The 21,745-nt window shown below is 43.5% G+C and carries 31 protein-coding genes; all 31 read right to left on the bottom strand.

Translation table 11 applies throughout. The features are described 5' to 3' along the window. Window positions 1-59: 59 nt before the first annotated feature. Window positions 60-491 (bottom strand): hypothetical protein, encoded by a 432-nt coding sequence (locus R7P69_RS17025; protein ID WP_014386765.1) that lies wholly within the window; start codon window positions 489-491, stop codon window positions 60-62. A gap of 189 nt (window positions 492-680) precedes the next feature. After that, window positions 681-1,142 (bottom strand): hypothetical protein, encoded by a 462-nt coding sequence (locus R7P69_RS17020; protein WP_014386764.1) that lies wholly within the window; start codon window positions 1,140-1,142, stop codon window positions 681-683. Between the two features lie 78 nt (window positions 1,143-1,220). After that, the gene (locus tag R7P69_RS17015; protein ID WP_014386763.1) at window positions 1,221-1,634 is read right to left on the bottom strand and encodes a hypothetical protein; all 414 of its coding nucleotides are present in this window, start codon (window positions 1,632-1,634) and stop codon (window positions 1,221-1,223) included. Window positions 1,635-1,645: 11 nt separating this feature from the next. Then, entirely contained in the window at window positions 1,646-1,846 is a 201-nt protein-coding gene (locus R7P69_RS17010; RefSeq protein ID WP_014386762.1) for a hypothetical protein, read from the bottom strand. 76 nt (window positions 1,847-1,922) lie between these two features. Beyond that, window positions 1,923-2,216 carry a hypothetical protein gene (locus R7P69_RS17005; protein WP_014386761.1) on the bottom strand — a complete coding sequence of 98 codons (294 nt, stop codon included), beginning with the start codon at window positions 2,214-2,216 and terminating at the stop codon, window positions 1,923-1,925. A gap of 226 nt (window positions 2,217-2,442) precedes the next feature. Continuing rightward, a complete protein-coding gene (locus R7P69_RS17000) occupies window positions 2,443-3,360 on the bottom strand; it encodes a hypothetical protein (protein ID WP_014386760.1) in 918 nt (305 codons plus the stop codon). 60 nt (window positions 3,361-3,420) lie between these two features. Then, window positions 3,421-3,591: a hypothetical protein gene (locus R7P69_RS16995; protein ID WP_159408529.1), complete on the bottom strand. Its 171-nt coding sequence runs from the start codon at window positions 3,589-3,591 to the stop codon at window positions 3,421-3,423. 122 nt (window positions 3,592-3,713) lie between these two features. Further along, the gene (locus tag R7P69_RS16990; RefSeq protein WP_014386758.1) at window positions 3,714-3,893 is read right to left on the bottom strand and encodes a hypothetical protein; all 180 of its coding nucleotides are present in this window, start codon (window positions 3,891-3,893) and stop codon (window positions 3,714-3,716) included. Window positions 3,894-4,358: 465 nt separating this feature from the next. Further along, the gene (gene tusA / locus R7P69_RS16985; protein ID WP_014386756.1) at window positions 4,359-4,589 is read right to left on the bottom strand and encodes a sulfurtransferase TusA; all 231 of its coding nucleotides are present in this window, start codon (window positions 4,587-4,589) and stop codon (window positions 4,359-4,361) included. A 30-nt stretch (window positions 4,590-4,619) separates the two neighbouring features. Continuing rightward, window positions 4,620-5,006: a hypothetical protein gene (locus R7P69_RS16980; protein WP_014386755.1), complete on the bottom strand. Its 387-nt coding sequence runs from the start codon at window positions 5,004-5,006 to the stop codon at window positions 4,620-4,622. Window positions 5,007-5,219: 213 nt separating this feature from the next. Continuing rightward, window positions 5,220-5,855: a hypothetical protein gene (locus R7P69_RS16975; RefSeq protein ID WP_014386754.1), complete on the bottom strand. Its 636-nt coding sequence runs from the start codon at window positions 5,853-5,855 to the stop codon at window positions 5,220-5,222. A 55-nt stretch (window positions 5,856-5,910) separates the two neighbouring features. After that, a complete protein-coding gene (locus R7P69_RS16970) occupies window positions 5,911-6,321 on the bottom strand; it encodes a hypothetical protein (protein ID WP_014386753.1) in 411 nt (136 codons plus the stop codon). 83 nt (window positions 6,322-6,404) lie between these two features. Next, the gene (locus R7P69_RS16965; RefSeq protein ID WP_014386752.1) at window positions 6,405-6,596 is read right to left on the bottom strand and encodes a hypothetical protein; all 192 of its coding nucleotides are present in this window, start codon (window positions 6,594-6,596) and stop codon (window positions 6,405-6,407) included. A 31-nt stretch (window positions 6,597-6,627) separates the two neighbouring features. Beyond that, complete coding sequence (locus R7P69_RS16960; RefSeq protein WP_014386751.1) at window positions 6,628-6,912, bottom strand: hypothetical protein; 285 nt, start codon at window positions 6,910-6,912, stop codon at window positions 6,628-6,630. Then, the gene (locus tag R7P69_RS16955) at window positions 6,899-7,516 is read right to left on the bottom strand and encodes a hypothetical protein (protein WP_014386750.1); all 618 of its coding nucleotides are present in this window, start codon (window positions 7,514-7,516) and stop codon (window positions 6,899-6,901) included. Before R7P69_RS16955 ends, R7P69_RS16960 begins: the two co-directional genes overlap by 14 nt. Window positions 7,517-7,577: 61 nt before the next feature. Then, entirely contained in the window at window positions 7,578-7,802 is a 225-nt protein-coding gene (gene yfaE / locus R7P69_RS16950; RefSeq protein WP_014386749.1) for a class I ribonucleotide reductase maintenance protein YfaE, read from the bottom strand. A 306-nt stretch (window positions 7,803-8,108) separates the two neighbouring features. After that, window positions 8,109-8,999: a restriction endonuclease subunit M gene (locus tag R7P69_RS16945; protein WP_014386748.1), complete on the bottom strand. Its 891-nt coding sequence runs from the start codon at window positions 8,997-8,999 to the stop codon at window positions 8,109-8,111. 64 nt (window positions 9,000-9,063) lie between these two features. Next, window positions 9,064-9,561: a hypothetical protein gene (locus R7P69_RS16940; RefSeq protein WP_014386747.1), complete on the bottom strand. Its 498-nt coding sequence runs from the start codon at window positions 9,559-9,561 to the stop codon at window positions 9,064-9,066. Between the two features lie 58 nt (window positions 9,562-9,619). After that, on the bottom strand, window positions 9,620-10,099 hold the full coding sequence (locus R7P69_RS16935) for a DUF3085 domain-containing protein (protein WP_014386746.1): 480 nt from the start codon (window positions 10,097-10,099) through the stop codon (window positions 9,620-9,622). A 253-nt stretch (window positions 10,100-10,352) separates the two neighbouring features. Further along, on the bottom strand, window positions 10,353-10,535 hold the full coding sequence (locus R7P69_RS16930; protein ID WP_014386745.1) for a hypothetical protein: 183 nt from the start codon (window positions 10,533-10,535) through the stop codon (window positions 10,353-10,355). Between the two features lie 71 nt (window positions 10,536-10,606). Continuing rightward, window positions 10,607-11,767: a hypothetical protein gene (locus R7P69_RS16925; protein WP_159408530.1), complete on the bottom strand. Its 1,161-nt coding sequence runs from the start codon at window positions 11,765-11,767 to the stop codon at window positions 10,607-10,609. A 280-nt stretch (window positions 11,768-12,047) separates the two neighbouring features. Next, a complete protein-coding gene (locus R7P69_RS16920; RefSeq protein WP_014386743.1) occupies window positions 12,048-12,542 on the bottom strand; it encodes a hypothetical protein in 495 nt (164 codons plus the stop codon). Window positions 12,543-12,650: 108 nt separating this feature from the next. Continuing rightward, entirely contained in the window at window positions 12,651-14,411 is a 1,761-nt protein-coding gene (locus R7P69_RS16915; protein WP_014386742.1) for a VWA domain-containing protein, read from the bottom strand. Between the two features lie 68 nt (window positions 14,412-14,479). Then, window positions 14,480-15,784 carry a DUF3150 domain-containing protein gene (locus tag R7P69_RS16910; protein WP_014386741.1) on the bottom strand — a complete coding sequence of 435 codons (1,305 nt, stop codon included), beginning with the start codon at window positions 15,782-15,784 and terminating at the stop codon, window positions 14,480-14,482. Between the two features lie 446 nt (window positions 15,785-16,230). Further along, on the bottom strand, window positions 16,231-16,374 hold the full coding sequence (locus R7P69_RS16905) for a hypothetical protein (RefSeq protein ID WP_164496844.1): 144 nt from the start codon (window positions 16,372-16,374) through the stop codon (window positions 16,231-16,233). Window positions 16,375-16,459: 85 nt separating this feature from the next. Beyond that, window positions 16,460-17,470, bottom strand: coding sequence for a YqaJ viral recombinase family protein (locus tag R7P69_RS16900; RefSeq protein ID WP_053309197.1), 1,011 nt, complete (start codon window positions 17,468-17,470; stop codon window positions 16,460-16,462). A 60-nt stretch (window positions 17,471-17,530) separates the two neighbouring features. Continuing rightward, the gene (gene bet, locus R7P69_RS16895) at window positions 17,531-18,535 is read right to left on the bottom strand and encodes a phage recombination protein Bet (protein ID WP_014386738.1); all 1,005 of its coding nucleotides are present in this window, start codon (window positions 18,533-18,535) and stop codon (window positions 17,531-17,533) included. A gap of 65 nt (window positions 18,536-18,600) precedes the next feature. Next, window positions 18,601-19,482: a hypothetical protein gene (locus R7P69_RS16890; protein WP_014386737.1), complete on the bottom strand. Its 882-nt coding sequence runs from the start codon at window positions 19,480-19,482 to the stop codon at window positions 18,601-18,603. A 9-nt stretch (window positions 19,483-19,491) separates the two neighbouring features. Continuing rightward, the gene (locus R7P69_RS16885) at window positions 19,492-20,463 is read right to left on the bottom strand and encodes an AAA family ATPase (RefSeq protein WP_014386736.1); all 972 of its coding nucleotides are present in this window, start codon (window positions 20,461-20,463) and stop codon (window positions 19,492-19,494) included. Between the two features lie 213 nt (window positions 20,464-20,676). After that, a complete protein-coding gene (locus tag R7P69_RS16880; protein ID WP_014386735.1) occupies window positions 20,677-20,853 on the bottom strand; it encodes a hypothetical protein in 177 nt (58 codons plus the stop codon). A 386-nt stretch (window positions 20,854-21,239) separates the two neighbouring features. Further along, entirely contained in the window at window positions 21,240-21,545 is a 306-nt protein-coding gene (locus R7P69_RS16875; protein WP_052481498.1) for a hypothetical protein, read from the bottom strand. Window positions 21,546-21,745: the final 200 nt, after the last annotated feature.

Raw genomic sequence — 21,745 nt, 5'->3', positions numbered from 1 at the left:
TTCCTTCTAGAGTGGGCTCAGAAGCACCCTTCTGGAGCTTCTGAGCTTTTGGATAGGCGTTAGCCTAAAATGATGGGAGTGATCCCAGTGAAAAAACCAAGAATGCCGAGTAATGCGCCTACCACTCCAAGACGGATTGATAAGCGAATAGAGAAGTCAGGGTGGAACCAGAACCACTGGTAAATTTCCCACCAGCGAGCTCTCCGCATTTCCAGTGATACCTCTTCTTTAAATTTCACTCCAAGAGCATCAACGGCATCGTAATCAAGACCAACAGCATTTTTGGTAATCGACATTGTTCCTGGGTTGCCCATTACATATCGAATTACTTTTGTGCCGTTATCGGGGTTATAGATCACTACTGGCTCACGTCGAAAGAAACGATTAGGATCTTTTCTCTTTGAGTCTACGTTTCGGTTATTTAACCGGACGATATTGTGACCTAAACCTGAATCTTCCATTGGAAGACGAACTACAGATTCAATTTTCATAATTGTCATCTCCATGTTGAATGGAGATAGCCCCCGGCAGGGACTATCCCCACGCGGGTTACAATAAGTACTGTTTGTTTTTGGCGACCAGCTATCGCACATAAGCGCCAAAGGCACTTTCCGAAGAATCCTGCTCTAGGATGCTTGGGAAAGTGCGGGGATATTCCCACACTTACCGCTCATTGAGCATTACTCCTGACGCATCTCATTCTTTGCTCCTTGTAAGGAGATCACATGCGTCGGATCTTCTTTATTTATATCAGCCCAAACCCGCAATTGGAGATTTCCAGCGTTGTTTTCTATCAACAATGGAAATCCAACGTTATCCTCAGAGTTGCAATCTGAGTAGCCTTTAGCACTTAGCAAAAGCTCACCACCGATATTGCCTATCTCAACCGAGGCCGAGACTTTATCACCTAACCCATCGACCAGATCGGTTATATCAGTTTGCAAGGCTGGTTTGTCAAGCGAGTACATCTTTTCGCATAGCGTGTCGATCTCTTCTCCGCTCAACGGCTTTTCGTCAGTAAAATGAGGAAGTCTTGCAAAGAAATCAGACAATTCCTTTGGGTTCGATTGCTCCATCGTCTCCTGCATCCAACGTAACGCGGCCAAAGCCATATTTAGTTCTTGGCTGGTTAATGCTTTCATTTTCCTTCACCTTTTAGTTGTGGGAAAACAAGTACCCAGAGGGCGCTTGTTCCCCCTGGGGTTAATTTACATGCCAGATCAAAGGTACTTGAGCCCGGCTGTTTTGGGATATGTAATGTCAGCAGCTTTGACGTCCGTCAGCAGAGCTTCCAGAGCTTCACCCTGTAGAGTAAATCCAGCAAACACCGCTACGTCGTCGAGCTCGTCACGCCATTGCATTGTGCTATCGAAGTGCTCGATGACACCATGCTCCACCATGATTGGCCGCAGCTTCTCATCTCGTTTCTCACAGCATTCCTTGTACCGGGCATAGCGTAGCTTGTCCTGGTACGCATCCTCAGGCAGGTCTTCGACCGTTCCGAGACAGCTATAAGGAGCTGGGTAGACGATGGTTTTCACACCATTTGAGACGCCTTTCATATCTTTATGAGTGTGCTTCCAGATCAGTTCAATTTGCTCTGGAGTACGCTCTGTTTTATTCACTTCTGTCATGACACTACTCCCTACTTGCGCGAATCTTTACTGGTGAACTGTTCAAACGTTATAGACTCAATCTTTTGAATCTGTTGGCGTAAGGCTGCTAAGCAATCGTGCTTAGCTCGCTCAAAAGCATCAGTCTTGTTGCGCTCGTGTGGGCGGGGCAGATAGTATCCGTCGATCTTCTCTACCGCGCTTCGTAGTGCATATCGGTTTAATTTAGTCATTTCTCTCTCCAGAGTTAGAGAGGGAGCTGTGCCGCACAGGGCGTCAGTTCCCCCTGTGGGTTTGTGTTAATAGGTATCAGACAATTGACATGCCGACTTGTAGTTCACCTTTATAGTCTTTGGGAAGATCTGCAAGCTCCCAAGACATACAAGGCGTTGATACTGGCGTGGTGATCATACAAACATTGTTGCGAACGATGTAATTATAAACACCCCACTCGGCATACTCAGGTTCTCCTTCTTTTGATAAAGCCCATTCGTTACCGAACTGGTCTTCACACAAGTAAACATCGAATTCTGAGTCATGCTCATCAGCTTGTTTAACAACTGTCAGTTTGTGTACGGTTGCAATTTGATCGAATTTTGACATATCTATATCTCCATAAGTTTTTGGAGATAGCCTCCTGCCGGAGAGCTATCCCCGGTAGGGTTATTAGTAATGCTGTTTGTTTTTGGCGACCAGCTATCGCACATCAGCGCACAAGGCACTTTCCAAAAACGTCTCTAACAAACGCCTTTAGAAAATGTCAAGAATGACACCAAGAGGTAAGGATGCAGAGCTATCAAGCTCCGCATCCACCTTAGAGTAAGTTAATTCATAAAGAACAATGAATTAAAATACCATTTTCACTTTTCGCTGCTTCAACTCGCTTGTTTAAACGAAAATCGAAGCAAGCATCCAGAATTTGTCTTTGAAGATACTTAACAAGCTCTCCTGCACTTCGAACTGTTTCTCGTGAACCATTTAATGGCTCAACAAAACAATCATCGTACCAAGAACACGCATCTGGATTATCATGGACATACTTTTTCAACATGCACCAATCTAATGGAGATATAGTTTCTCCCTGCTTAATATTTCCGACGATGCCTTCTATACGTGAATGAATCACCCCGGCTTCGTTATAGCCACTGGGTTCTTGCATTTCGTCATATGGCCCATCATCAATATCGCCACAACCAGCCGGACAGCAATTTGCATCTATGCCGTGGGAGCAATAATGAACGTCATCATTCCAATGCTCTTCATGGCTTTCAGTTTGCTGCTCCGCTGTAATGACTTCGTAACCGTAATTTTCAGCAAGCTTGATAACCTGTTCTTTAACTCCTTTAGGTAAGTCGAGAACAAGGTTATCAATCGCATCTATATACCGGTTTGCGAAGAGTTCATAAATCAGTCCACATCCTTTGTGAGCATCTTGAGCAAGCTTTTCAACCTTCTCAGGGTAATTCTCACAAGGCCACTGGTTTACCTTTTCAAAGTGGTCAATTAACTCATCCAACTCCCAAAAGATATTGTTTATGACTGTACCGAAGACCAAATCGTCTCGGCCAGCTGCGTTGCAAACTGTTTGTATGACAGAATACATATCACTTAAATATGTCACTCTACCAGCTGGACCATCTACAAATTCAGGTTCAAGCTCATCCCCTGTTGAGTGGTAAACAGCTGCACATTTTAGAGCTTCCGTATACGAACCGTGTTCAGCACGATAAATAGATAATTTACACATAGATTTCTCCTGGTAAGGCTGAGGAACCCCTTCTGGGAATCACCTCAGCTATTGGTAGTGTTAAGCGGCCATAACGCGAATTTCATCTCCAGCCATTTGGATTGGAATTGATTTTGCTGGTTGATGACCGCAACTTGTGTCCGGACCATCCGCCGCAGCGAAATAGACCGAATTGTTCATTACATTGATAGGCATACCCAAGGCTTCACCTGCTGGTGCGAGCTTGAGCATTCCTGATCGTTCGATTAAAGCCGGAGCCCAGTGGAAGTCTTCGCCGCCGATATAAGGCTGCTCGGTATCCACCACTTCGACTAGTACCGGAGTCTTGTCCGCCAGCTGCCAGCAGCTTCGGCCTAATTCGTAGGCCAGAGCTTCAAACGCAGGAAAGACAATAAAAGAATCTTGTGAGGTGTGAATGTCGTGTTAAACCATATCGCTTTTCCACTGAAAGCTGAAAAAATCCAGCCCCCCGCTTTAGCTCGATGATTTATAGCTTCTTTTTGTGAATCAAACTCAATAAATTTAGCGGCCATAGGTGTCTCCTTAGATAAAGAGCACACCTGTACCCTACGGGCACAAGTGCGCCCGTGGGCTAGTGTTTGAAATGAACTACCTCATAGGTTTAGGCAGATTCTTGAAGTTTAAGGTTGTCGAGGCAAATTGCATGATATAAGCGATGTCTCTGATCTAGGAGGAAATCCTGATCTGGCCGCCATGTGCTGCGATTGTATTCCTCAGTAAAACCGTTATAAGCGTTTACTTCTGCTGGGGACAATTTCTTACCTGTGTACACACAGGAAAGCCGTCCTACCTCGACAATAGACTGTTTGGGTAGTGGGGTATTAGCCTCTTCAACAGTGTATGAGCGCTTTGTTCGATGGTCGATAATCTTGGACTTTAATTGCTCGTGATTTAGACCTCGTAACGATATATACATGCCTTTCTCCTAAATTAAAGGAGCGGAACTATCCCATAGGACGTTTCCGCCCCTATGGGGTTTATATTTGTTTCTTGATTATGTATTTGTATGGGGGAGAGGTTACTTCGCTTTCCACAAGTTGATGATCCATGTGGCGACAAAAGTCAGGTATATCTCTCGTGGTAGCTGGGTCATCAGCTTTCACTTCGAGTGTTTCTCCTGGCCCCATACGACGAATTGCACGACGAACCACCATTAATGGCTCAGGGCATCGCAATCCCATCACGTCAATAAACTGATCTACATTCATTGGTTATCACCCTTGCCTATAGCAGTCTAATCACGCGACAGAAGACTTACTGTTTTCTTCGTAGCGCATTTTCGCTTGTTCGTTTAAATCAAGTTCACCGTCTTCTAGCTTTAGAATATTTTCTAGAAGATTGGCTTTGTGCATTAAAAGTTCAGCAACAGCCTCATCAATATCCTCGATTATCTGTTTCTGTTTTTTGATGGTGTAGCTATTCAGTTCTTCAACCAGAGGCCACGCTACACTCGAATGAGTATTTAGTGTGGGATATTCTGCTTCAACCTCACAGACAACGCCATTGGCACCTTCTCGACAGTGTGGATAGCCTATACGTAGACCAACGCATCGGTCTAGTTTGGGATAAACACAGAACTCCAAAGGGGTGCGATTAGTAAAAATATCGTTAGTGTTTTTAGACATGATCTTCTCCATGCAATTATTGGTTATTGACGGAGAGCTCCCGACGGGAGGCTCTCCCGTCAGGGTTGATATATTGCTGTTTATTTGCGACGTCCAGCTAACGTACTCAAGCACCAAAGGCACTTTCCAAAAAAGTCTCTATGTACGTACAAACTGCTTTGGAAAGCGAGGGGGCATTTCCCCCTGCGCTTGTTATTTCTACCTTATAGTTTCCTACAAGGCTACATCGTGTGATTCACATTGTTCGATATTCGGCCAATAATAGATTGTACCTTTGCCCATTTGATCTTGACGTGGTGTACCTAGAAATTTGAATAAATTTCCCATGCAACTTGCCACTGCTGAAAGATCTTTTCCTGGGGGGACATCTATCCCAAGACAAGTACGACCATACATAAACCGTCCAGAATATGAACGAACATGGAATTTAGTTTGCTCACTCTCAGGTTCATCTCGATTTACCTTATCTACAGCAAGTACTACCGCTTTGTTTAGAACGATAGTTTGACACGCCTTATCAAGCTCACCGAAGCGTTCAACGTCGATACCACAGAACTTATCAAGTCCCGAGGCAGCATCATGAACAATCAGTTGCTTGGTGTCAGCCAATTCATTTTCCATCGGCTTCCAAATGTTTTCAGCCTCTTTATCAATGAATTGCACTACCTCATGCCATGACCAAAACTCAACATCATCTCTGATGGCACAATGTTCAGGTTCTCGATCTTGCTGCATACATTCCAGCAAAAGCAAATAGCCGTCATACCATGTTCCTTTATATTCATTATTGAATTTAAGGACTTGTGCAGCGGCCAATCCAATTGCTTTCTGTTTCAGTGAAGTAGTCATTGTAATCTCCTCGAACTTGGAGGAGTCCACCAGCAGGTGATCCCCCTCCTGGTGGCTACTTATTTCTTTTAGCTAACTGTCTGAGTGTGTATTGGCAAAGGTTACGCACTTCATCAGGGTCGTAACCAGATAACACACAACAGGTAACAAATGAAAATGGATGAACTTCATCAGAGTTCAACCATTCATAAGCTTCATCTTTTGCTTTTTTACCAGAGCGTCCGTCAGCAAGGACATTTAAGCTATACCGCAAAAATGCCTCTCTTAGCTCTTTAATCTGCCCATCAGTCCAGGTTTCGATTTCAGTTTCAAACTCTTGCTCGACTGTACGATCAGAACATGATGCTACGATTGTTAAGGGAGTAACCTTTTCAATCGGCTCTTCATCATTTTCTAATAGCAGATCATCAAAAATGAAGGGGAGTTGTAATTGTGCATCGTAGGTTAATACGCTTGCAGTATTCACGGGTTGCTCCTAAAAATTTAATTGAGAGGCAACCCACTCCCAAAAGGGCATAGGTATGCCCCTTTGGGGTTAAGTTTCATATGTTAAAATCCAACAATCTGAGAGTTAATTTGCTCTTCCAGCCAAAGCTCCAATGATTCGAGCTCTTTTCTTTCCGACGATGAATTTGCTTTTAAAGCATCACATCTAACGGCCAGCTGCATCGAGCGAACTTCCTCTACAGTTTCCACGTTGTTTCCAGCAAACATAACTAGTTGCGAATTTGGCATGGTCATAACTCACCTCCCTGAGTTTATAAGCCAGTATCTAATGCCTAGATTCAAGGTTGGCGTTAAACCAATCTGCGGGACATTCAATCACCGCATGGGTTACGACATCTCGCTCTGAGTAACCTTGAACCAAAGCATCGGTACACTTCTCAGGAGAAGTACCTTGAGGGACCAACAATTCAAGATGAATTCCATCCGAACCAACCAAATCATCCCCGTAAGGGAAGCCATTGATCGTTTGGTTGTGTCGCTTACACCATTTAATGATATTGGCAATACGACCATGCTCATCTTGACTAGCTATTCGTTTATTCAGCTTCATTGGACACCTCCTGACATGCACCTAGTTCTACCATGCTTTGCATACATAGCTGGTTCATATCCATTGTGAGTGTGTCATTTATGGCCGAATAAACGATCCCCTCTTTCGCAAGTTTTAACACCTGTTTCAACAGAGAAAGAATAGATTGAGCCTCATCGTCTATACGATCTGCTATATCTTTCCATTCCCAATGTTCAAATGGTTGCCATGCAGTTAAATCGGGCTCTTCACCTTTCTCAACGCATTCTATTAGGTACTCGTAAGCCATGAACCAATTGTCAGCACTTCCTAATTCTGACAGGTACTGAGCAGTTGCTTGGGCGTATGCGAGTTCTTCTAATTTTGGCTTGGTGGTTAAGGACATTCTTAAACGCTCTAGAGCTTCTTCTGCATCATTACGAGTTAAGAAGAAGTGTTCTACAGACGAACGGCAACGTTTGCCTTCCGCATAGTAAAGAATGCTTTCCTCTGTACAATCTGGAGTGGCTAAACCGTACTCCTCAATTGTTACAGGCTTGATGGTTAATGACTCGTCACACAATTCATAAACAACAACAGGGAAAGTGCTATTGCGGTAAAAATCGTGATGGTATTGATTGGTCATACATATTTCCTCTTTGTAAAGAGGAGCCCAACCCGTAGGTTAAAGCTCCTCAGGGTTGGGGTTAGATATCGACAGTTACATCTGACGTTGCTGTAGCACAGCAAGGCAAAATTTCACCATCATTAAGATATGCTATAGGTTCAGCACGGTAAGAAATGTTCCCTCTTACCAGCTTGCACCGACATGCTCCGCAATACCCATTTCTGCATTGCGACTCAATAGCGATACCTTTTCTTTCTAGTTGAACCAGTAACGTACTTGTACTGGCTGGTAAGTTGACATGCATTGTCATACTCCTTATTTGAGGAGCATGACTCCCAGCAGGAGAACATGCCCCGCCAGGGTGGTTAATAGATGTGATTTTGCTGTTTATTTGCGACGTCCAGCTAACGTACTCAAGCACCAAAGGCACTTTCCAAAAAAGTCTCTTTGTAAGTTCAAACTGCTTTGGAAAGCGAGGGGGCGTTTCCCCCTGCGCTTATTACCCTGAAACGGTACGTACTCCGATTTCTCGGAGTATTAGAGTATTTCGACATAAATTCGAGAATTTTTCTAATGTGGAACTGCCCTTTCTAGGTGTCAACATTAGCTTTCACTCTGTTAGGGTATAAACCCCAGAATCCACTCGAACAAAATATCGTTCATCTTGCAGCACTTGACGAACCTTGGCTTGCCAGTGTTCGTTTTGTCGGTGTTTCGCGTAAGGTGCAATTTGTTGGTAAATGGCATCTAACGATAAGGTTTTACCCTGTAACACTCGACGCAACACTGCTTTCCATGTAACTCCAACCATATTGGCCGCACGTTTATCTGCTACTGGGATAAGCGAAAGCGATGATGATGCATTTTGCTTTTTGAATACCAGTAACTTTTCATGGGCGATACGAACCAGCTTACTGTTATTGCTGTAGTTGGTCCGGTCAGAGACACAGTTGTGTTGTACCTTGATGATCTCATCAACGAGTTTACCTGGAGCCAAACGCTCAACCAGACTGGACAAGTTATAATACTCGCCTTTACGTCGAAGGTTTCCCATCAAAATACCGTAGTGACCTCCCGGTTCACAGGCATCATGTATATTCATAATGGCTAATTCTAGAGCTTCCACGAACTCTGGCAACGATAGACGGCTCATATCCCATTTATTGGGTTCACCATACATATTGCCAGAAAAAGTGATCATGTCTGCATAAGGGGGGTGCCACCAAATAAGGTGGGCTGGCTCCCCAAGAAATGCAGACAGATCATCTCGCAGCAAATTAAACCCCTGATGCAAGTCTGTACCAATAAAACGAACTTTGAGTTCATTTGCCACATCAGTACTGGTTCCTCCCCCAATACTAGGGTCAACAACTAAGCCATTAGGTTTCATCATATATGACTCAATAAAGTCTTTAATGATGTGTCCGGTGCAATTACCTCGATACTTGTTGTCGCCATAATGACCACGATTCGGGTAAGAGCAAACAGATGTAGTAAACATGGTGTGTCCTCCTTGTGGTGGGCACACCATGCTCCCTATAGGGGCAATGGGTGCCCCTATAGGGTTAAAGGTTGTCGGTGTACCATGCATCAAGGTTTTCGTAATCCTTACGATATATCTCCTTATTGGGAGCTGTCATAAAGACCACATCACCTTCACAGTAGGTACACAATTTGAGCTCACGCTCGTTATACCAGAACGCACTATATGACGAGTCTTGATGAGCAATTCTCCAAGAGTCGTTCAGGTAGCAATTCCAAAAGGTTAGTGTATCTCCTAGTGGAAAGTGACTACGTTCGATAATCGAACCATGCTCTGTTTGTTCTGGTTTAACTCGTCCTGTTTTAAGTCGCTTCTTAATGATGCGTTTGGCACGGTTCAGCAGTGCAAATAAGCGAGCATTGTCACTGCTATACCACTGTGGATTACGCTTATTCCAGTAGAATTTTGCGTGAATCTCACCAGATAAGCGCTCCATTTCATTACGGTTTAAAGTATCTAAGAAACGGCGCATTGCCATGTCATGATTAAGCGTTGATTCTAAGGATGCGAGTGTAGTCATTGTGATTCTCCAGTTAATAGAGACCACTGCCCATTCAGAGCAAGTGGCCCCGAAAGGGTTATTTAAGGACAAGTGAAATTTGTGTTGGCGCAACGTTTAACTTGAAATAACGCTTATTAGCTTTATACGCTAAGTCAAACCAACCTACCGGAATGGATACGCTGCCATCATCACCACCAAATATCATTCGAGCAGTTTCGTAAAAGTCGTCATCTTTGTCAGGATTACATCCGTGAGCATAGACAACAGCACCTCTTGAGCGAGGACTTTCTTTTACATCTGCGTTGTTCAGAAGATACAAACCTTGATCTTTTACCAATAGCAACTGCGGTTCGACTAAAGACTTGTCTATCTGGCTGGAGTCCGGCCATCCAAAATCTTTGTGTTCCTCATCGTTTCCATTGGAATCAACAACTTTGCCTGTTTTGTATAGAGCAGGCTTAAAGAGATCATCCATTGTTGGTGAATAACTTTTCGTCTTATTAAGCTCATCCACCAGCAGTTGTACTTCTTTCATGTTAAATTTTACGATTGCCATAATGGCCTCCATTAAAAATTGAGAGGCCAGCAATGCCCTAGAGGCTTTGATGGCCCCTTAGGGTTTAGGATTTAATTTATTCCTACAAATACATTTAGAGCGCGTTTGATATCTAGCTCAAACTCATCCAAGCATGGCATTGATGCATCCATCTCGTCATACCCTTCTCGCTCTATAATTCCCCAAAAACAATCTGAAAGATTATCAACCAAATCAAATAGTTCACTTTCTTTCCACTTATTTGGGGCTCTTTCTATTTCGTCAACACATCACATCTATAGATGAGGTTTGAATATGGATAAAGATCTACAACAAAGTTATCTTCACCATACCCAAAACAATCTCCGATATTGATGTGGTTGTCCTCTGCATGTTTCAGTACAGCGGTCGTGAAATAGAAATGGTATTTTGCTTTATGTGCGTTTTTTGTGCTCATGGCTGTCTCCATAAAATTGAAGAGGCAACCAACGCCTACCAGGGCGTGATTGCCCCGTTAGGGTTAATGTATTAGATCCGGGCTTCCATAATCTGGAATTGCCCTTTTGTCTCTGAGCATAACTCTTTGAGAGAGCTATACAGTTGCTCTGCCGACAACATTGGTTTACCCAAAGCTTTCATTGCCTCAAGTGCATTTTCAGCTCCATGCTCCCCTGTTGCGTCAAAGACGTTGTAGTGGACTTCACCTATTGAAAGAATGTTTCCGCTCGCCTTCACACCAACCTGCATTTTTTCAACAGTTAATGTGAGTCGCTCACTTAAAGAACCTGAATAAAAACTTATTGTCGTATCATCATGGAATACGCCGTTATAGATTTCATCAAAGTTGATCATGATACTTTGGCTGTATTTTTCGCCAAAATAGAGTGTCAAGCAAACCTCCTCTAGTTCCGTATCTGTCACTAATGCACCATTAGCTTTAATCAGATACGGGCCGTCGATTACAGCCTTCATATCGTCATGAATTGAGTCGTATACATCACCTGCCGTCAAAGTACCATTTGGTTCTTTTTGGACAGATTTAGTACGTGTAAACACTTTTTCATCCGACAACTCAGAACTGTTATCAGTGAAGTAGTCAGGTCTCAGATCTTCTTCTTGGATTTGATAGTATCCTTCCGGAACCACCCACTCCTTCCAACCTTCAACCCAATCTGTTTCAGTGTAATCACTCCAATCAGGACTTCTTTCTCGGTTAATAACATCGAGAACCCCATCAATAGTCCAACCATAAACTTTTTGTGTTTCTAGGTCGGTAACGGGGATATGACGCTCCAACGGAGTTTCAATGGACATCAAACTAAGTTTAGTTTCATGGATTCTGAACACATCCCCATCTAATTCAATGAGGCTTTCTGGGTCCGTTAACAAGCTGTGTTTGCCTTGTGCAAGATCCAGAAAATATTCCACCCCTAGACTGATAGTGCTAACCAGATAGTCAACACTATCGACAAGCTCTGCGCAGGTCTTGAGATGAGATGGTAACAGTCGGCCAGAAAGGCTAATTCCCATATCAGAAATTTTCTTCTCTGGATTTTTGATTGCTACGTTTGCGGCCACACGATATGCCTCATAGGCATCTTGTGCAGTAGGATAATCAAAACCCTCTGTCAAAACGCAAAGGAAAGCTGATTGTATTTTCAAGTCAGTATCGGTGTGAGCGATAGTCATGGTTGTTCTCCATAAAAATTGGACACACCTATGCCGTCGAGCAAGATGTGCCCGAGGGCTGTGATAAAAAGTGAATTAATGCTGTTTATTTTTGGCGACCAGCTATCGCACATCAGCGCACAAGGCACTTTCCTTGAATCTCTCGACTTTCACATGTGAAAGTGAAAGGCTCAAGGAAAGCGCCGGGAAACCCGACGCCTATTTCTGGTAGTTGGCCCACCAGGTTCAAAATGTGTGTGAAGAAAAAGCCCAGATAAGAGACTGGGCGTATTAAATGTTATTAAAATATTGGGAACTGGTCATGAACTTGAGCATCAGCATCAATTTCAATCATGCGATACCCAGCTTTAACTGCCGAAACTAAGATATTGTGAAATTCTTCCCCCATACCGTTATATCCAAGATTGTTCTCAGGTTCATCGTACAGTTTGATGAGCCAGCCAGTATTTCGACCCATTATCATATTGCAGTCTGGAGCATAGGATAGCTCATTTAGTGCTTCATGCTCATCTAATGGAATATGACAAATGCTAACACCAAGCGTCTTATACTGATCGTTAGCCGCAGTAAGTGACCATTCAAAAAATGGATACTCAATGTCACCCTCTAATACAGCAATCATTCTAAAGTCGCGTTCAGGTCTGGTTTTTTGCAGTATTTTAAGTTCTTTAATGGCACTTTGCTCACTTAGAACCGTGCAGGGGTTGTCAGCGCGGTCAATGTTGTCATGCCAATTACGACCATGCTTATCTTCAATTTGATACCCAATAATCATGATTAAATACTCCCTAATAATATACAACGCTATCCCCCTATCAGGGAGTTAGACGCCTAAAATGAATAGGCCCCGTCCCTGACGGGATAGGGCCAATACATGGACTGATTAAGCAGCAAAAGCGGTCAACGATCGCTCCATTAACTTAAACAGTGTTTTTTGTAGATCCGCAGCATCCTCGATGACAATGTTCGTATTGAACAGTCGATTAACGGCTGTAGTTTCAATACCAATACCAATCATTTCTATGTCACTGGCTTCGCACAGTCCGATAACTTTGTGACAAGCCAGTGCATTGTTCGGCGCACCATCTGTCACAACAATCATCATTTTACGTTCCTCTCTGGTTTTGGTTAGCTCAAATGCGCTATACCAAATGCCCTCAGCCATCGGTGTACCACCGCGTGAATTGAAGACAAATTTACCAGTTTGGTTTTGTACTTTTTGACCATGCTTTACAACGCTGTACACAGGAACATTGGAGTTGTTACCGAAAAACGTTACTGCTGGATTAACCCCTGGAATGCTTTCTAAAGCTAATGCAATAGCTAAAGAGGCTTCCCTTGCAATATCTTCCCTGCGCTTACCGTTTCCGGCAGGGCTATCCATTGAGGAGCTCATATCGACCAAAATGTGAACCGCTGTATTAGGGCGCTTCTTAGCTTCTGGTCTCTGGAAAATACGAGTATCTCCAATGACAACTTTATGTAGTTGACGAGTGTCTACACGCTTTCCACTTCTTTGGTTCCTATGAGCAGTTCTTTGGCTGGCTTGCACCAATCCATAAAGCTGCTGTCGGATTTTTGAAGTTGTACTTTTCACATCTCCATTGAGACGCTGCCCTGCTTCTTTGTGATCATGGATATCCATTGCTGACCGTACTGTTTGGTAACGATCATCACCTTCTTGCTGGGCTACCAGATTCAGCTCTTGCTTCAAAGCGTCTTGCGCATTTTTAGGCAAATCACTGTTTCCAGCGCTTAGTACTTGTTGTAGCAATTGAGAAGCATTAGGAGGAGAACTGTTACCGCTCGCGTTCTCTTCACTATTATTACCTTGAACTTCGGGGCTATTTTCATTTTGCTCACTTTGCGCTCCACTACTGCCACCCTGTTGTTCTTGGCTATTTTCATCATTGCCATTAGATGACGACTGTTCCTGCCCATTTGGACTTTGAGAGTCGTCACTACTTTTATCCTTCTGCTCAGGTGATTGCTCACGTTGAGATTTCGGATTTTGCTGCTCTTCACTATCTTTCTCTTCTTCGATCATCTTAATGATGTCATCAGCAAGAGATGCAGCGTTTGCAGTTGATTTGGCGTCCACACATTTACGTAGCAAGGCATTAAGCCTTACAACAACACCTTGAGGGAAAACTCTTTCAAACACAGCTTTTGCGCCATCTAAACGCTCTTGCAATGCAGTTTGACCTACACCAACTGTTTGCAACCAATACAAGCAGTATGCAGACAGGATGGATGCCGGGTGGTCTTCATCTCTCACGGGTTCATAATGGCCTGCTTGAAGCATGTATCGAGCCATCTCGTGCAGTGTCAAAGCTGTTCCTGGATAGACCCCAGGCATTGCTCTTTCAATACGACAATCTTCAATGACGTTTGTTAGGTGAGCGTGCAAGGCGCGTCGCCTTTCTACATTGAAGTCCGTAAACCGAACGTGTGCAGCTTCATGTGCCAAGTAGCCCCAAACAGCATCCATATTTGGATAGTCATCTGGAACATTTGGAATAACGATAGTTTGACCATCAGTGCTTGCGGTATCTGACCCCAAGGCAACTTTAACACCAAACTTCTCGCCATAAGCAGCAGCTACGATGGGTAAAGCATTATAAACAGTACGTTTTTTAGACATATTTCTTCTCCAATTTGGACAGAAGAAACAAACCACCCTCGGAAAGGTGGTTGTCCCTTCCGAGGGGGTTAAAAATAACAATCCTGATCATCAAGCTCAGTTGGTTGCTGTTCAGGTTGACTTACAACATGATCATTAGAGTGAGATTGACCAAAGTCCTTGCCAACATAATCTGCTGGGTCTTGGCTATAGTCTTCCACTGGAATGTCATCACAATTTAGGTCTGCATCCCACAGAGTCTGAGAAGAGACATCGCTTTTGTCTTCCAAAGCATCATCTTCCTCGTCATCTTGGTTTGCACTGGATGTGCGGTTGGCTAAAAACGCTTCGAAGTCATCCAAAATAGTTTCAGGTTCTAAGTTATTAACTTGTTCACCATCTTCTTGGTTAACTTCTTGGCTTTGCGTTTGAACGTATGGTTGTTCCAGTGCCTCATCACTCTCAACACCTTCACTTTCATCTTCTTGATCAGAAGCTCCAGACTCTAATGAGCTGAGTTCATCTCTGGTCAAGGTTTTGGCTACATCATCAACACTAAGCGAACCACCAGCGTATTCTTGAATACGTTTGCGATCACACATGATTAATACAGCGGCCATAATTTGAAAGACGAACATACCTTCAATATTACGCTTTCCAGCTCCGTGCTTTTCGTACCCTGCTAGTGTTTGATCGAGCAGGCTAACGAGCGGAGTGAATGCGCTGTTCAAAAATGACAGTCCATCCACTTTATCACGTAGGTTTTTTAGCGTTGCGCCTGTAGCTGTTGCTACATGCATCTTCCCAGCTAAACGTTTGTTGTAAAAATCATTGGCATCATTTACCACCTCAGCAATGAGATCATCGCCCAACTCCTCAACCTTACGATTAAGTCTGTGTGCGCTTTGCTCATCTTGAGTAGGTTGAACCATAAACACCTGATATTCAAAACCAATTCGTTTTTCTACTTCTTCACGAGGAAGAGCTCCAGCACGAATAGCAGTCTCGTATTCAGGGTTTTCTCGACACCATTCATCAACGGCATTGTTGTAGCCAGTAACGAACTCGTGTTTTAACTGTTGAACTTCGACGTCAATCTTGTCCAACTTGGCGCAAATCTCATCAGTTTTTGCTACGGGTACAGCATAGCCATTCATGAATGGCATACCATAGCTAAGCAAAAAACGTCGAGTTTCTGTTTTCAAGCGATGAAAGCCTTTCAGCTTCGCTGGATCACAGATTTTTTTCGACCCTAATTGAGCTACTTTCTCTGGTGGAATTTCACCACCAGCACCCAATTTAAAGTCAGATGCAGACAAACGAGTTTGCCCACTCCAGATATCAAAATCAGCATTAATAACGCATAGATTTTCGAGATGTTTAACTTTTGACATGGTTTATTCTCCAGCAAAGTGAAAGCACACCATGTCCCGAACCGGGCATGATGTGCCCGGTTGGGCTATAAAGTTAAAGTGAGTTACGCAGGAATAATCATCCAGGTAAAGGTGGATGGAAATGAATTTCCAACACGTTGAACATTGTCGTACAAGGTGTCATTAAATACTCGGGTCATCCAGTTCGGAGAACCTTTCTTTTTATAACATAGCTTGTAGTTTTTCATGGTTGCCTCCTAGTGCAATAGACAGGAGGCTAACTCCGAACAGGAGAAGCTCCCCTGTTGGGTTAAATTGAAATGAGTTTGATGCTGTTTGTTTTTAGCGACCAGCTATCGCGTCTTCACTCTCGATGAGAGTAGAATTCGTCCTTTTCCGTTGAAGACCGAAAAAGCAATCTTCAATGGAAAAGGGGGGGAATACATTCCCCCTTTCATGTCTACATTTCACATAGGCTCAATGTACCAGGTAACACTTTTTGGGAAAGAGTTTGCCACTCTTTGTACATTGGCATAAATCGTATCTTTGTAGATACGTTCTAGCCAGCGGCCACCATGTAGGTACATGAGCTTGAAGTTCTGTGTTTTCATTGTAGATGCCCTTTGTTGCTTGTTTCTAAAACACACTGACGCGATATGCTTTAGAAACAAGCCCCAAAGGGCTTGTTATTTATGCCTAAAAATAGGCTGACTCTACTTCTAGAGACACATCGTTTAAAGGGGCTAAAACCTCTTCATCTTGAATGTACCTCGGGTTAACAGAGCCTGTAACCGTTACTCGGTAACGCTCTGAGGTCTCCTCTCTATACGAGTTAAGATCCTCAGGCTTAATATTCGAACCTTTTTCTTCAAGTAGCTTTTGGTAATTTACCCGACCAGCGGCTTTGTACTTAGTGATCATTACACCGCAATAATCCGCATGGAAATATTCACCCATCAAAGATTTCATTTTATCAAGGTGAGGTTGCCGCTTATCTTTCAACGCTTGCAACCTATCTTCCAACTGCTTAATTTCTGCGTCATAAAGTCGGTACTGCTCCGCTTCGTAAATCCACTCGTTCACTTCCTTACCTTGCGGTATAAAAAGATCTCGCTTGGGGTCTTTCTCAGGCTCTTTACGCTCAGTGACTCTTTTCCAGAAGATTGTGCCCTTAGCCACAATTTCTTTTATCATAGGCTCATCTCGGGTGATAACAAACTCCTTGAGTTGCCCATTTCGGTAGAAAACTAGCCACCCTTGCTTTGCACCAGTAACTAACAACTGATGTTGAACTTGAGGGTAATATAACTGATAAGCCTTGCTGTTTTTTAGTTCAGAACAAACATCGTTCCAGACCGTTTCGCTAGGACATTTCAGTTCAGCAGGTTCACCATTGCCTCGTAGACCATCGAGCGATGCTCTAAACAATGGATATTGAACTGACTCGACACAAACAGGTAAGAGAATATCATTGTACTTCTCCTCAAATGCACGTCTTGCTTTATCTTCGTTTTCAACCCCTTGGCGCACCAGAGGGTTTAGACTTAGATCGACTTCACGAGCATAGCCTGTTTTTTCAGCCCAGAGTCGCCATTCCGTTTTATAAGGAGAACGATTTAGTAGGATGCAGGCGTCAGTAGCAGTAATACCACCTTTACGCCATTCCAACCATTGTTCGCTCCTTTGAGATAGATTGACGATTTTCATAGCTCTCTCCTGTATTTAACAGGAGGAGTCCCCATCGCGGGGGAACTCCCCCGCAAGGGGTTAAAAGTAGTTGCCGTCACCACCCTCTTCCAGTTCAGGATCAGGTTCGTGCAAACCTTCTTCTATAGGATCAGGATCATGCTGAATCGGCTCATCTGGTAACTCAGATTGAACATCGTCAACATTTCCCTTTTCCTGGATAGAAGCTTTTTGGGTTACAGCTGGTTCCATGCTATCAATCTCTGCATCACGCAAATATTGAACCGCATACTCCAACTCGGCACCAGAGAACCGACTTTCAACATACTCGTGAGTTGCTGACCACGCATTTTGCGCAATAGCTCTATCTGCAAGTTGTTTTAAAAGTGGGTCCATTTTCTTTTTATGCTCCAAGGCCAATGGACTTGAGGCTTCAATGACAGCTGGTTGTTTTGTGGTTTGTTCTGACGATACAACATGCGCTTCACCTTCAATTATGCGTTCAGCTTCATCTTGATCGTAAATTCCAGAAAACCCCAAACCGATACGCAGACCTTGGATAAAGCCTTTGTGTCGTAACTGTCGTTTCGTGTGAGTCTGCCAAGGGCCAATAACAGTGTAAGGACCGTACTGACCCGTTGCTTCGACTGGTGGACGATAGACTTCATCAAGATATTCTCGAATACGTATAGACCGTGTACGGTCCTTTCTGTAAACGATACACTCCACCCATTCTGGACATTTCACCTTTGCTCCGGGCATTTCAATAAGATTTTCAGAGTATTCAAACTCCACCCCATCAAATTGCTTGTGCTCGTTGGCAATCCGGCTCCAGCCATCAACACCAACAACAGGTACTATGCCGCCGCTTTTATCGGGGAAAGCGTATATTTCTCGCGTAAACGGATTCAGATTGTACTGCTCCGCTACGATGAGTAATGCCATCATCTGCTCATCAGTTGGTGCGCTTCCGTCTCGCTGCTTAAAGGCTGTTAGCTTTAAAGTTTCAAAAAACTTCTTAGCATCAACCCCAAACCGCTGAGCCATTCTTTCAACTAATGATTTCGTTTCTGGTTTTGTAGACATGGTGTTCTCTCCGTTGAGATGGAAGGGACACCATGACCCCTTAGGGCACAGTGCCCCTCTAGGGGTTAAAAATAGGAATCTTCGGTTTCGCAATCAATGTTATCCAATCGAAATAGTTCGGCGACTAAACCAAGACGTTCTGCCGCTTCTCTAACTTCGTTGTAATTCCATCCGAACTCAAAAAATATTCCTTCCAAAGAATCAAATCCGTCATAAATAAACAGATCACCATCTTCTCCACAGATTTTAACCAAGCGTTTTTCATCATCTTTAAAAAACTCCTGCTCAAATCTGCGTTGTAAATAAATGAACATCAGTAAAGGCTCATAGCCATCCGAAGCAGTTAGCGTCCCAGCACCTTCCAACATCGTTGGACAGATGGTGTTTTCGCTAGCGCCGCTTTTTACAGTTAGCTCATACCCTTTATTGGTTCTCATTAAAACATCAGGTAATTGAGATTGAGATCCTTTCTCTCTGGCAACATCGAAGCCAAGCTTTGATGCACCATCAGTAAAGACCCCGACAATAAACCCTCGGAGTAGAGCATGATTTGAAGCATCAACAGGCGATGACAACAACCAGCTCAGTGAGTAACCATCTTTTGATTCTGTTTCGGCTTCAAGAGAAGACACAGCTTTTGTTGTGGCGTTTACCTGCACTTCATCGAGGAAGGAGTACCCCTCTTTAAGCAGATCATCAACATGCTGATTTTCTTTCTCTTTCACGGTGACAGGAATCGTATCTAAGCTGGTGGCTCTGATTATCTGCCCATCGAGCAAGATAGTCTCTTTCCACCCGTTTAACTCAAAGAACTCTACCAATTGGTATTCAGTTGGCCCATCAGGATCGATGGACCATTGAACTGGCTTGTAACCAAGCATTACCTTGTCGATAGTCGTTCCACGTTCACGGATGTAACGTTTGCAAATCATGTTTTGCGTATCCATGAGATCCCCCTATCGCCACTGCTCACCGAAAACGTCTTTCGCTATGCGAATGACAGCTTCTTTCTCCTCACTTGAGGCTCGGATTAGCAATGATTGTTGTAAGGCATACTCAATGGCATTTGGCGCACCACGAAATTGCAACGTTAGTTTTGCCCAGCGCACAAGTGTCCGCGTAGACATTGTGATGCTGATTTGTCCATCATCCCCGTTTTCACCCATAAATAGTTTACGAATTTCATTAGCAATTCGAACCATACCATTACGAATGTTGTCAGGAAGACGAGGAACTACTCGCTCCAGAACGCCGCGTTCATCTTGCTCTGCCATATATGGCACAACAGAGAAACGATAACGATCCATTGCGGCCAAGTTCTGCATCATTACGCCTTGGTATAATCCTGATGGATCACCTGAGCCTGTACTGTTACCAGTGACAATAACGCGGAACATTGGATGTGGTTTGATGATTTCTCCACCATTCTGAGCGATAACCAGTGGACGACCTTCAAGAATGTCGTTTAAACCGGAAAGCTCTGCTGGGTCAACCAAATCAACCTCGTTAATGAGGAGGACATGGCCTTCACGCATAGCGATTGCTAAAGGGCCATACATGAATTGCATGACGGGAGTTTCTCCAGGCTTTGGTGAAATCAAGGCATGATGTCCAACTAAATCTGTGAACTCTAAACGACCATTAGCCGTAATTTGTTGCACAGGCCAGTTGAGACGCCCTGTAATTTCTGTAATGCCAGAAGTTTTACCAGAACCTGTTGGTCCGGTGACATAGTACGCATCACCGCAGGGATCATTCAAAAATGCTAAGCATTCTCTCAAGAACTCCTTTCGGAAAACGTAATCGGCGTGAGTTTGTGGAATAAAAGGATTGCTGCTATCGGCATAGCCTTTAGCGAGAATCTTTTCCGGAATATCCGGCATACCAAAAACATCACGTACTTTGAAGTTTGCATATTGTTGAGACATAGGTGCGCTCCTAATTGGTTGTGGGCACACCTAGACCCGTACCGGGCTAAGTGTGCCCGGTTGGGCTATTTCAATTAACGTTAATTGCTGTTTGTTTTTAGCGACCAGCTATCGCATCTTCACTCTCAGATGAGAGCAAAAATCTTTTTAGGCATAATTGTCGTATGCCTAAAAAGACTTGGTAAGTTCGGCCCTAAACTGGGCCGAATTTGATTATGAATACGCGGATATAGTGTCATTTTGACCAATAATACCTAAACGCTTAGCCCAGTCAGTAATAACCTCTTGAGCTTCAATAACACTACAAAATTGTCGTGGATTGATAGATATCGTTCGGCCACTGGCTAAATACAACACACCCGCGCAATCATCATACAAGTGAACTCTCATACTATCTTATCCCCAATGCAATAATTCTCCTGACCCAATTTGCTTTGAATGAACATTTACATAATGGAAAACGAAACACACGCTACTCAGAGACAGTGAACTATTGCTGTATAAAAAGGGACGTAATTTGTATTGGATCTTACTTGGCATGAACTGTCCTCCTTAGCCTGTGTCCTTCATTGTGTAACAAAGAGCCAGGTTATGGAGGCTTTGAATTTGAAACGCCAAATACCTGAGTACCGCTAAAAGCAATACCTGATACTGGCATGTTTTTTACCATACATGACTCCTATGACGCTTGTTTTCAAAACACGTACCACTACATGCTTTGAAAACAAGCCCCATTGGAGCTTGTTTATCTTGGCTATAAAGCTAAATCAACACATTCACAACAGGAACAGATACATACCCCGTGGGTAATTGCTGACCTGTGCGTTTAACAATTTTTGCTTCTTCAAGTACATCCAGAATACCAGCCAACTCAGAGTAATCTCTGAGATCGCTGACTGGTGTGGCTTGAACTTGAAATCAGGCAAACAAACCGTTGCAACACAAACTGGCTCTCCAGGAATAATACCTTGCTGACTATTATTCTTTGTGTCCGAGGCCACCAGCTCTAGAGCTAATTGTTGATTTGGATATTGGATCTTTCTTACATCACAATCATATCCACAAAAGTGTACAGTATTCATATAAGTTACCTTGCTTGTTAAGCAGAGATACCCTATCCCTTCTGGGGTAGGTCCCCCGCCAGGGTTAAATTACTGATCACGATTATCGTGCTTTTTGTTTAACTTTTTTTCTACAATCTTCTTGGTTATCAACCCAATAACAATGATAGCTATCAGGCCCCCCAAGATGAGCGAAAAATATAACAGGCTTCCTGTTGTCA

Source organism: Vibrio sp. 661 (assembly GCF_033339315.1).
GTDB classification, from domain to species: Bacteria; Pseudomonadota; Gammaproteobacteria; order Enterobacterales; family Vibrionaceae; genus Vibrio; species Vibrio alginolyticus.
The sequence above is the reverse complement of the archived record's forward strand: the minus strand, read 5'-3'. Positions and strand labels throughout refer to the sequence as shown.

Coding starts and splice junctions, on each gene's coding strand:
- R7P69_RS17025 (WP_014386765.1), bottom strand. CDS start 491: ATGAAAATTGAATCTGTAGTTCGTCTTCCAATGGAAGATTCAGGTTTA.
- R7P69_RS17020 (WP_014386764.1), bottom strand. CDS start 1,142: ATGAAAGCATTAACCAGCCAAGAACTAAATATGGCTTTGGCCGCGTTA.
- R7P69_RS17015 (WP_014386763.1), bottom strand. CDS start 1,634: ATGACAGAAGTGAATAAAACAGAGCGTACTCCAGAGCAAATTGAACTG.
- R7P69_RS17010 (WP_014386762.1), bottom strand. CDS start 1,846: ATGACTAAATTAAACCGATATGCACTACGAAGCGCGGTAGAGAAGATC.
- R7P69_RS17005 (WP_014386761.1), bottom strand. CDS start 2,216: ATGTCAAAATTCGATCAAATTGCAACCGTACACAAACTGACAGTTGTT.
- R7P69_RS17000 (WP_014386760.1), bottom strand. CDS start 3,360: ATGTGTAAATTATCTATTTATCGTGCTGAACACGGTTCGTATACGGAA.
- R7P69_RS16995 (WP_159408529.1), bottom strand. CDS start 3,591: ATGCTCAAGCTCGCACCAGCAGGTGAAGCCTTGGGTATGCCTATCAAT.
- R7P69_RS16990 (WP_014386758.1), bottom strand. CDS start 3,893: ATGGCCGCTAAATTTATTGAGTTTGATTCACAAAAAGAAGCTATAAAT.
- tusA (WP_014386756.1), bottom strand. CDS start 4,589: ATGAATGTAGATCAGTTTATTGACGTGATGGGATTGCGATGCCCTGAG.
- R7P69_RS16980 (WP_014386755.1), bottom strand. CDS start 5,006: ATGTCTAAAAACACTAACGATATTTTTACTAATCGCACCCCTTTGGAG.
- R7P69_RS16975 (WP_014386754.1), bottom strand. CDS start 5,855: ATGACTACTTCACTGAAACAGAAAGCAATTGGATTGGCCGCTGCACAA.
- R7P69_RS16965 (WP_014386752.1), bottom strand. CDS start 6,596: ATGACCATGCCAAATTCGCAACTAGTTATGTTTGCTGGAAACAACGTG.
- R7P69_RS16960 (WP_014386751.1), bottom strand. CDS start 6,912: ATGAAGCTGAATAAACGAATAGCTAGTCAAGATGAGCATGGTCGTATT.
- R7P69_RS16955 (WP_014386750.1), bottom strand. CDS start 7,516: ATGACCAATCAATACCATCACGATTTTTACCGCAATAGCACTTTCCCT.
- yfaE (WP_014386749.1), bottom strand. CDS start 7,802: ATGCATGTCAACTTACCAGCCAGTACAAGTACGTTACTGGTTCAACTA.
- R7P69_RS16945 (WP_014386748.1), bottom strand. CDS start 8,999: ATGTTTACTACATCTGTTTGCTCTTACCCGAATCGTGGTCATTATGGC.
- R7P69_RS16940 (WP_014386747.1), bottom strand. CDS start 9,561: ATGACTACACTCGCATCCTTAGAATCAACGCTTAATCATGACATGGCA.
- R7P69_RS16935 (WP_014386746.1), bottom strand. CDS start 10,099: ATGGCAATCGTAAAATTTAACATGAAAGAAGTACAACTGCTGGTGGAT.
- R7P69_RS16930 (WP_014386745.1), bottom strand. CDS start 10,535: ATGAGCACAAAAAACGCACATAAAGCAAAATACCATTTCTATTTCACG.
- R7P69_RS16925 (WP_159408530.1), bottom strand. CDS start 11,767: ATGACTATCGCTCACACCGATACTGACTTGAAAATACAATCAGCTTTC.
- R7P69_RS16920 (WP_014386743.1), bottom strand. CDS start 12,542: ATGATTATTGGGTATCAAATTGAAGATAAGCATGGTCGTAATTGGCAT.
- R7P69_RS16915 (WP_014386742.1), bottom strand. CDS start 14,411: ATGTCTAAAAAACGTACTGTTTATAATGCTTTACCCATCGTAGCTGCT.
- R7P69_RS16910 (WP_014386741.1), bottom strand. CDS start 15,784: ATGTCAAAAGTTAAACATCTCGAAAATCTATGCGTTATTAATGCTGAT.
- R7P69_RS16905 (WP_164496844.1), bottom strand. CDS start 16,374: ATGAAAACACAGAACTTCAAGCTCATGTACCTACATGGTGGCCGCTGG.
- R7P69_RS16900 (WP_053309197.1), bottom strand. CDS start 17,470: ATGAAAATCGTCAATCTATCTCAAAGGAGCGAACAATGGTTGGAATGG.
- bet (WP_014386738.1), bottom strand. CDS start 18,535: ATGTCTACAAAACCAGAAACGAAATCATTAGTTGAAAGAATGGCTCAG.
- R7P69_RS16890 (WP_014386737.1), bottom strand. CDS start 19,482: ATGGATACGCAAAACATGATTTGCAAACGTTACATCCGTGAACGTGGA.
- R7P69_RS16885 (WP_014386736.1), bottom strand. CDS start 20,463: ATGTCTCAACAATATGCAAACTTCAAAGTACGTGATGTTTTTGGTATG.
- R7P69_RS16880 (WP_014386735.1), bottom strand. CDS start 20,853: ATGAGAGTTCACTTGTATGATGATTGCGCGGGTGTGTTGTATTTAGCC.
- R7P69_RS16875 (WP_052481498.1), bottom strand. CDS start 21,545: ATGAATACTGTACACTTTTGTGGATATGATTGTGATGTAAGAAAGATC.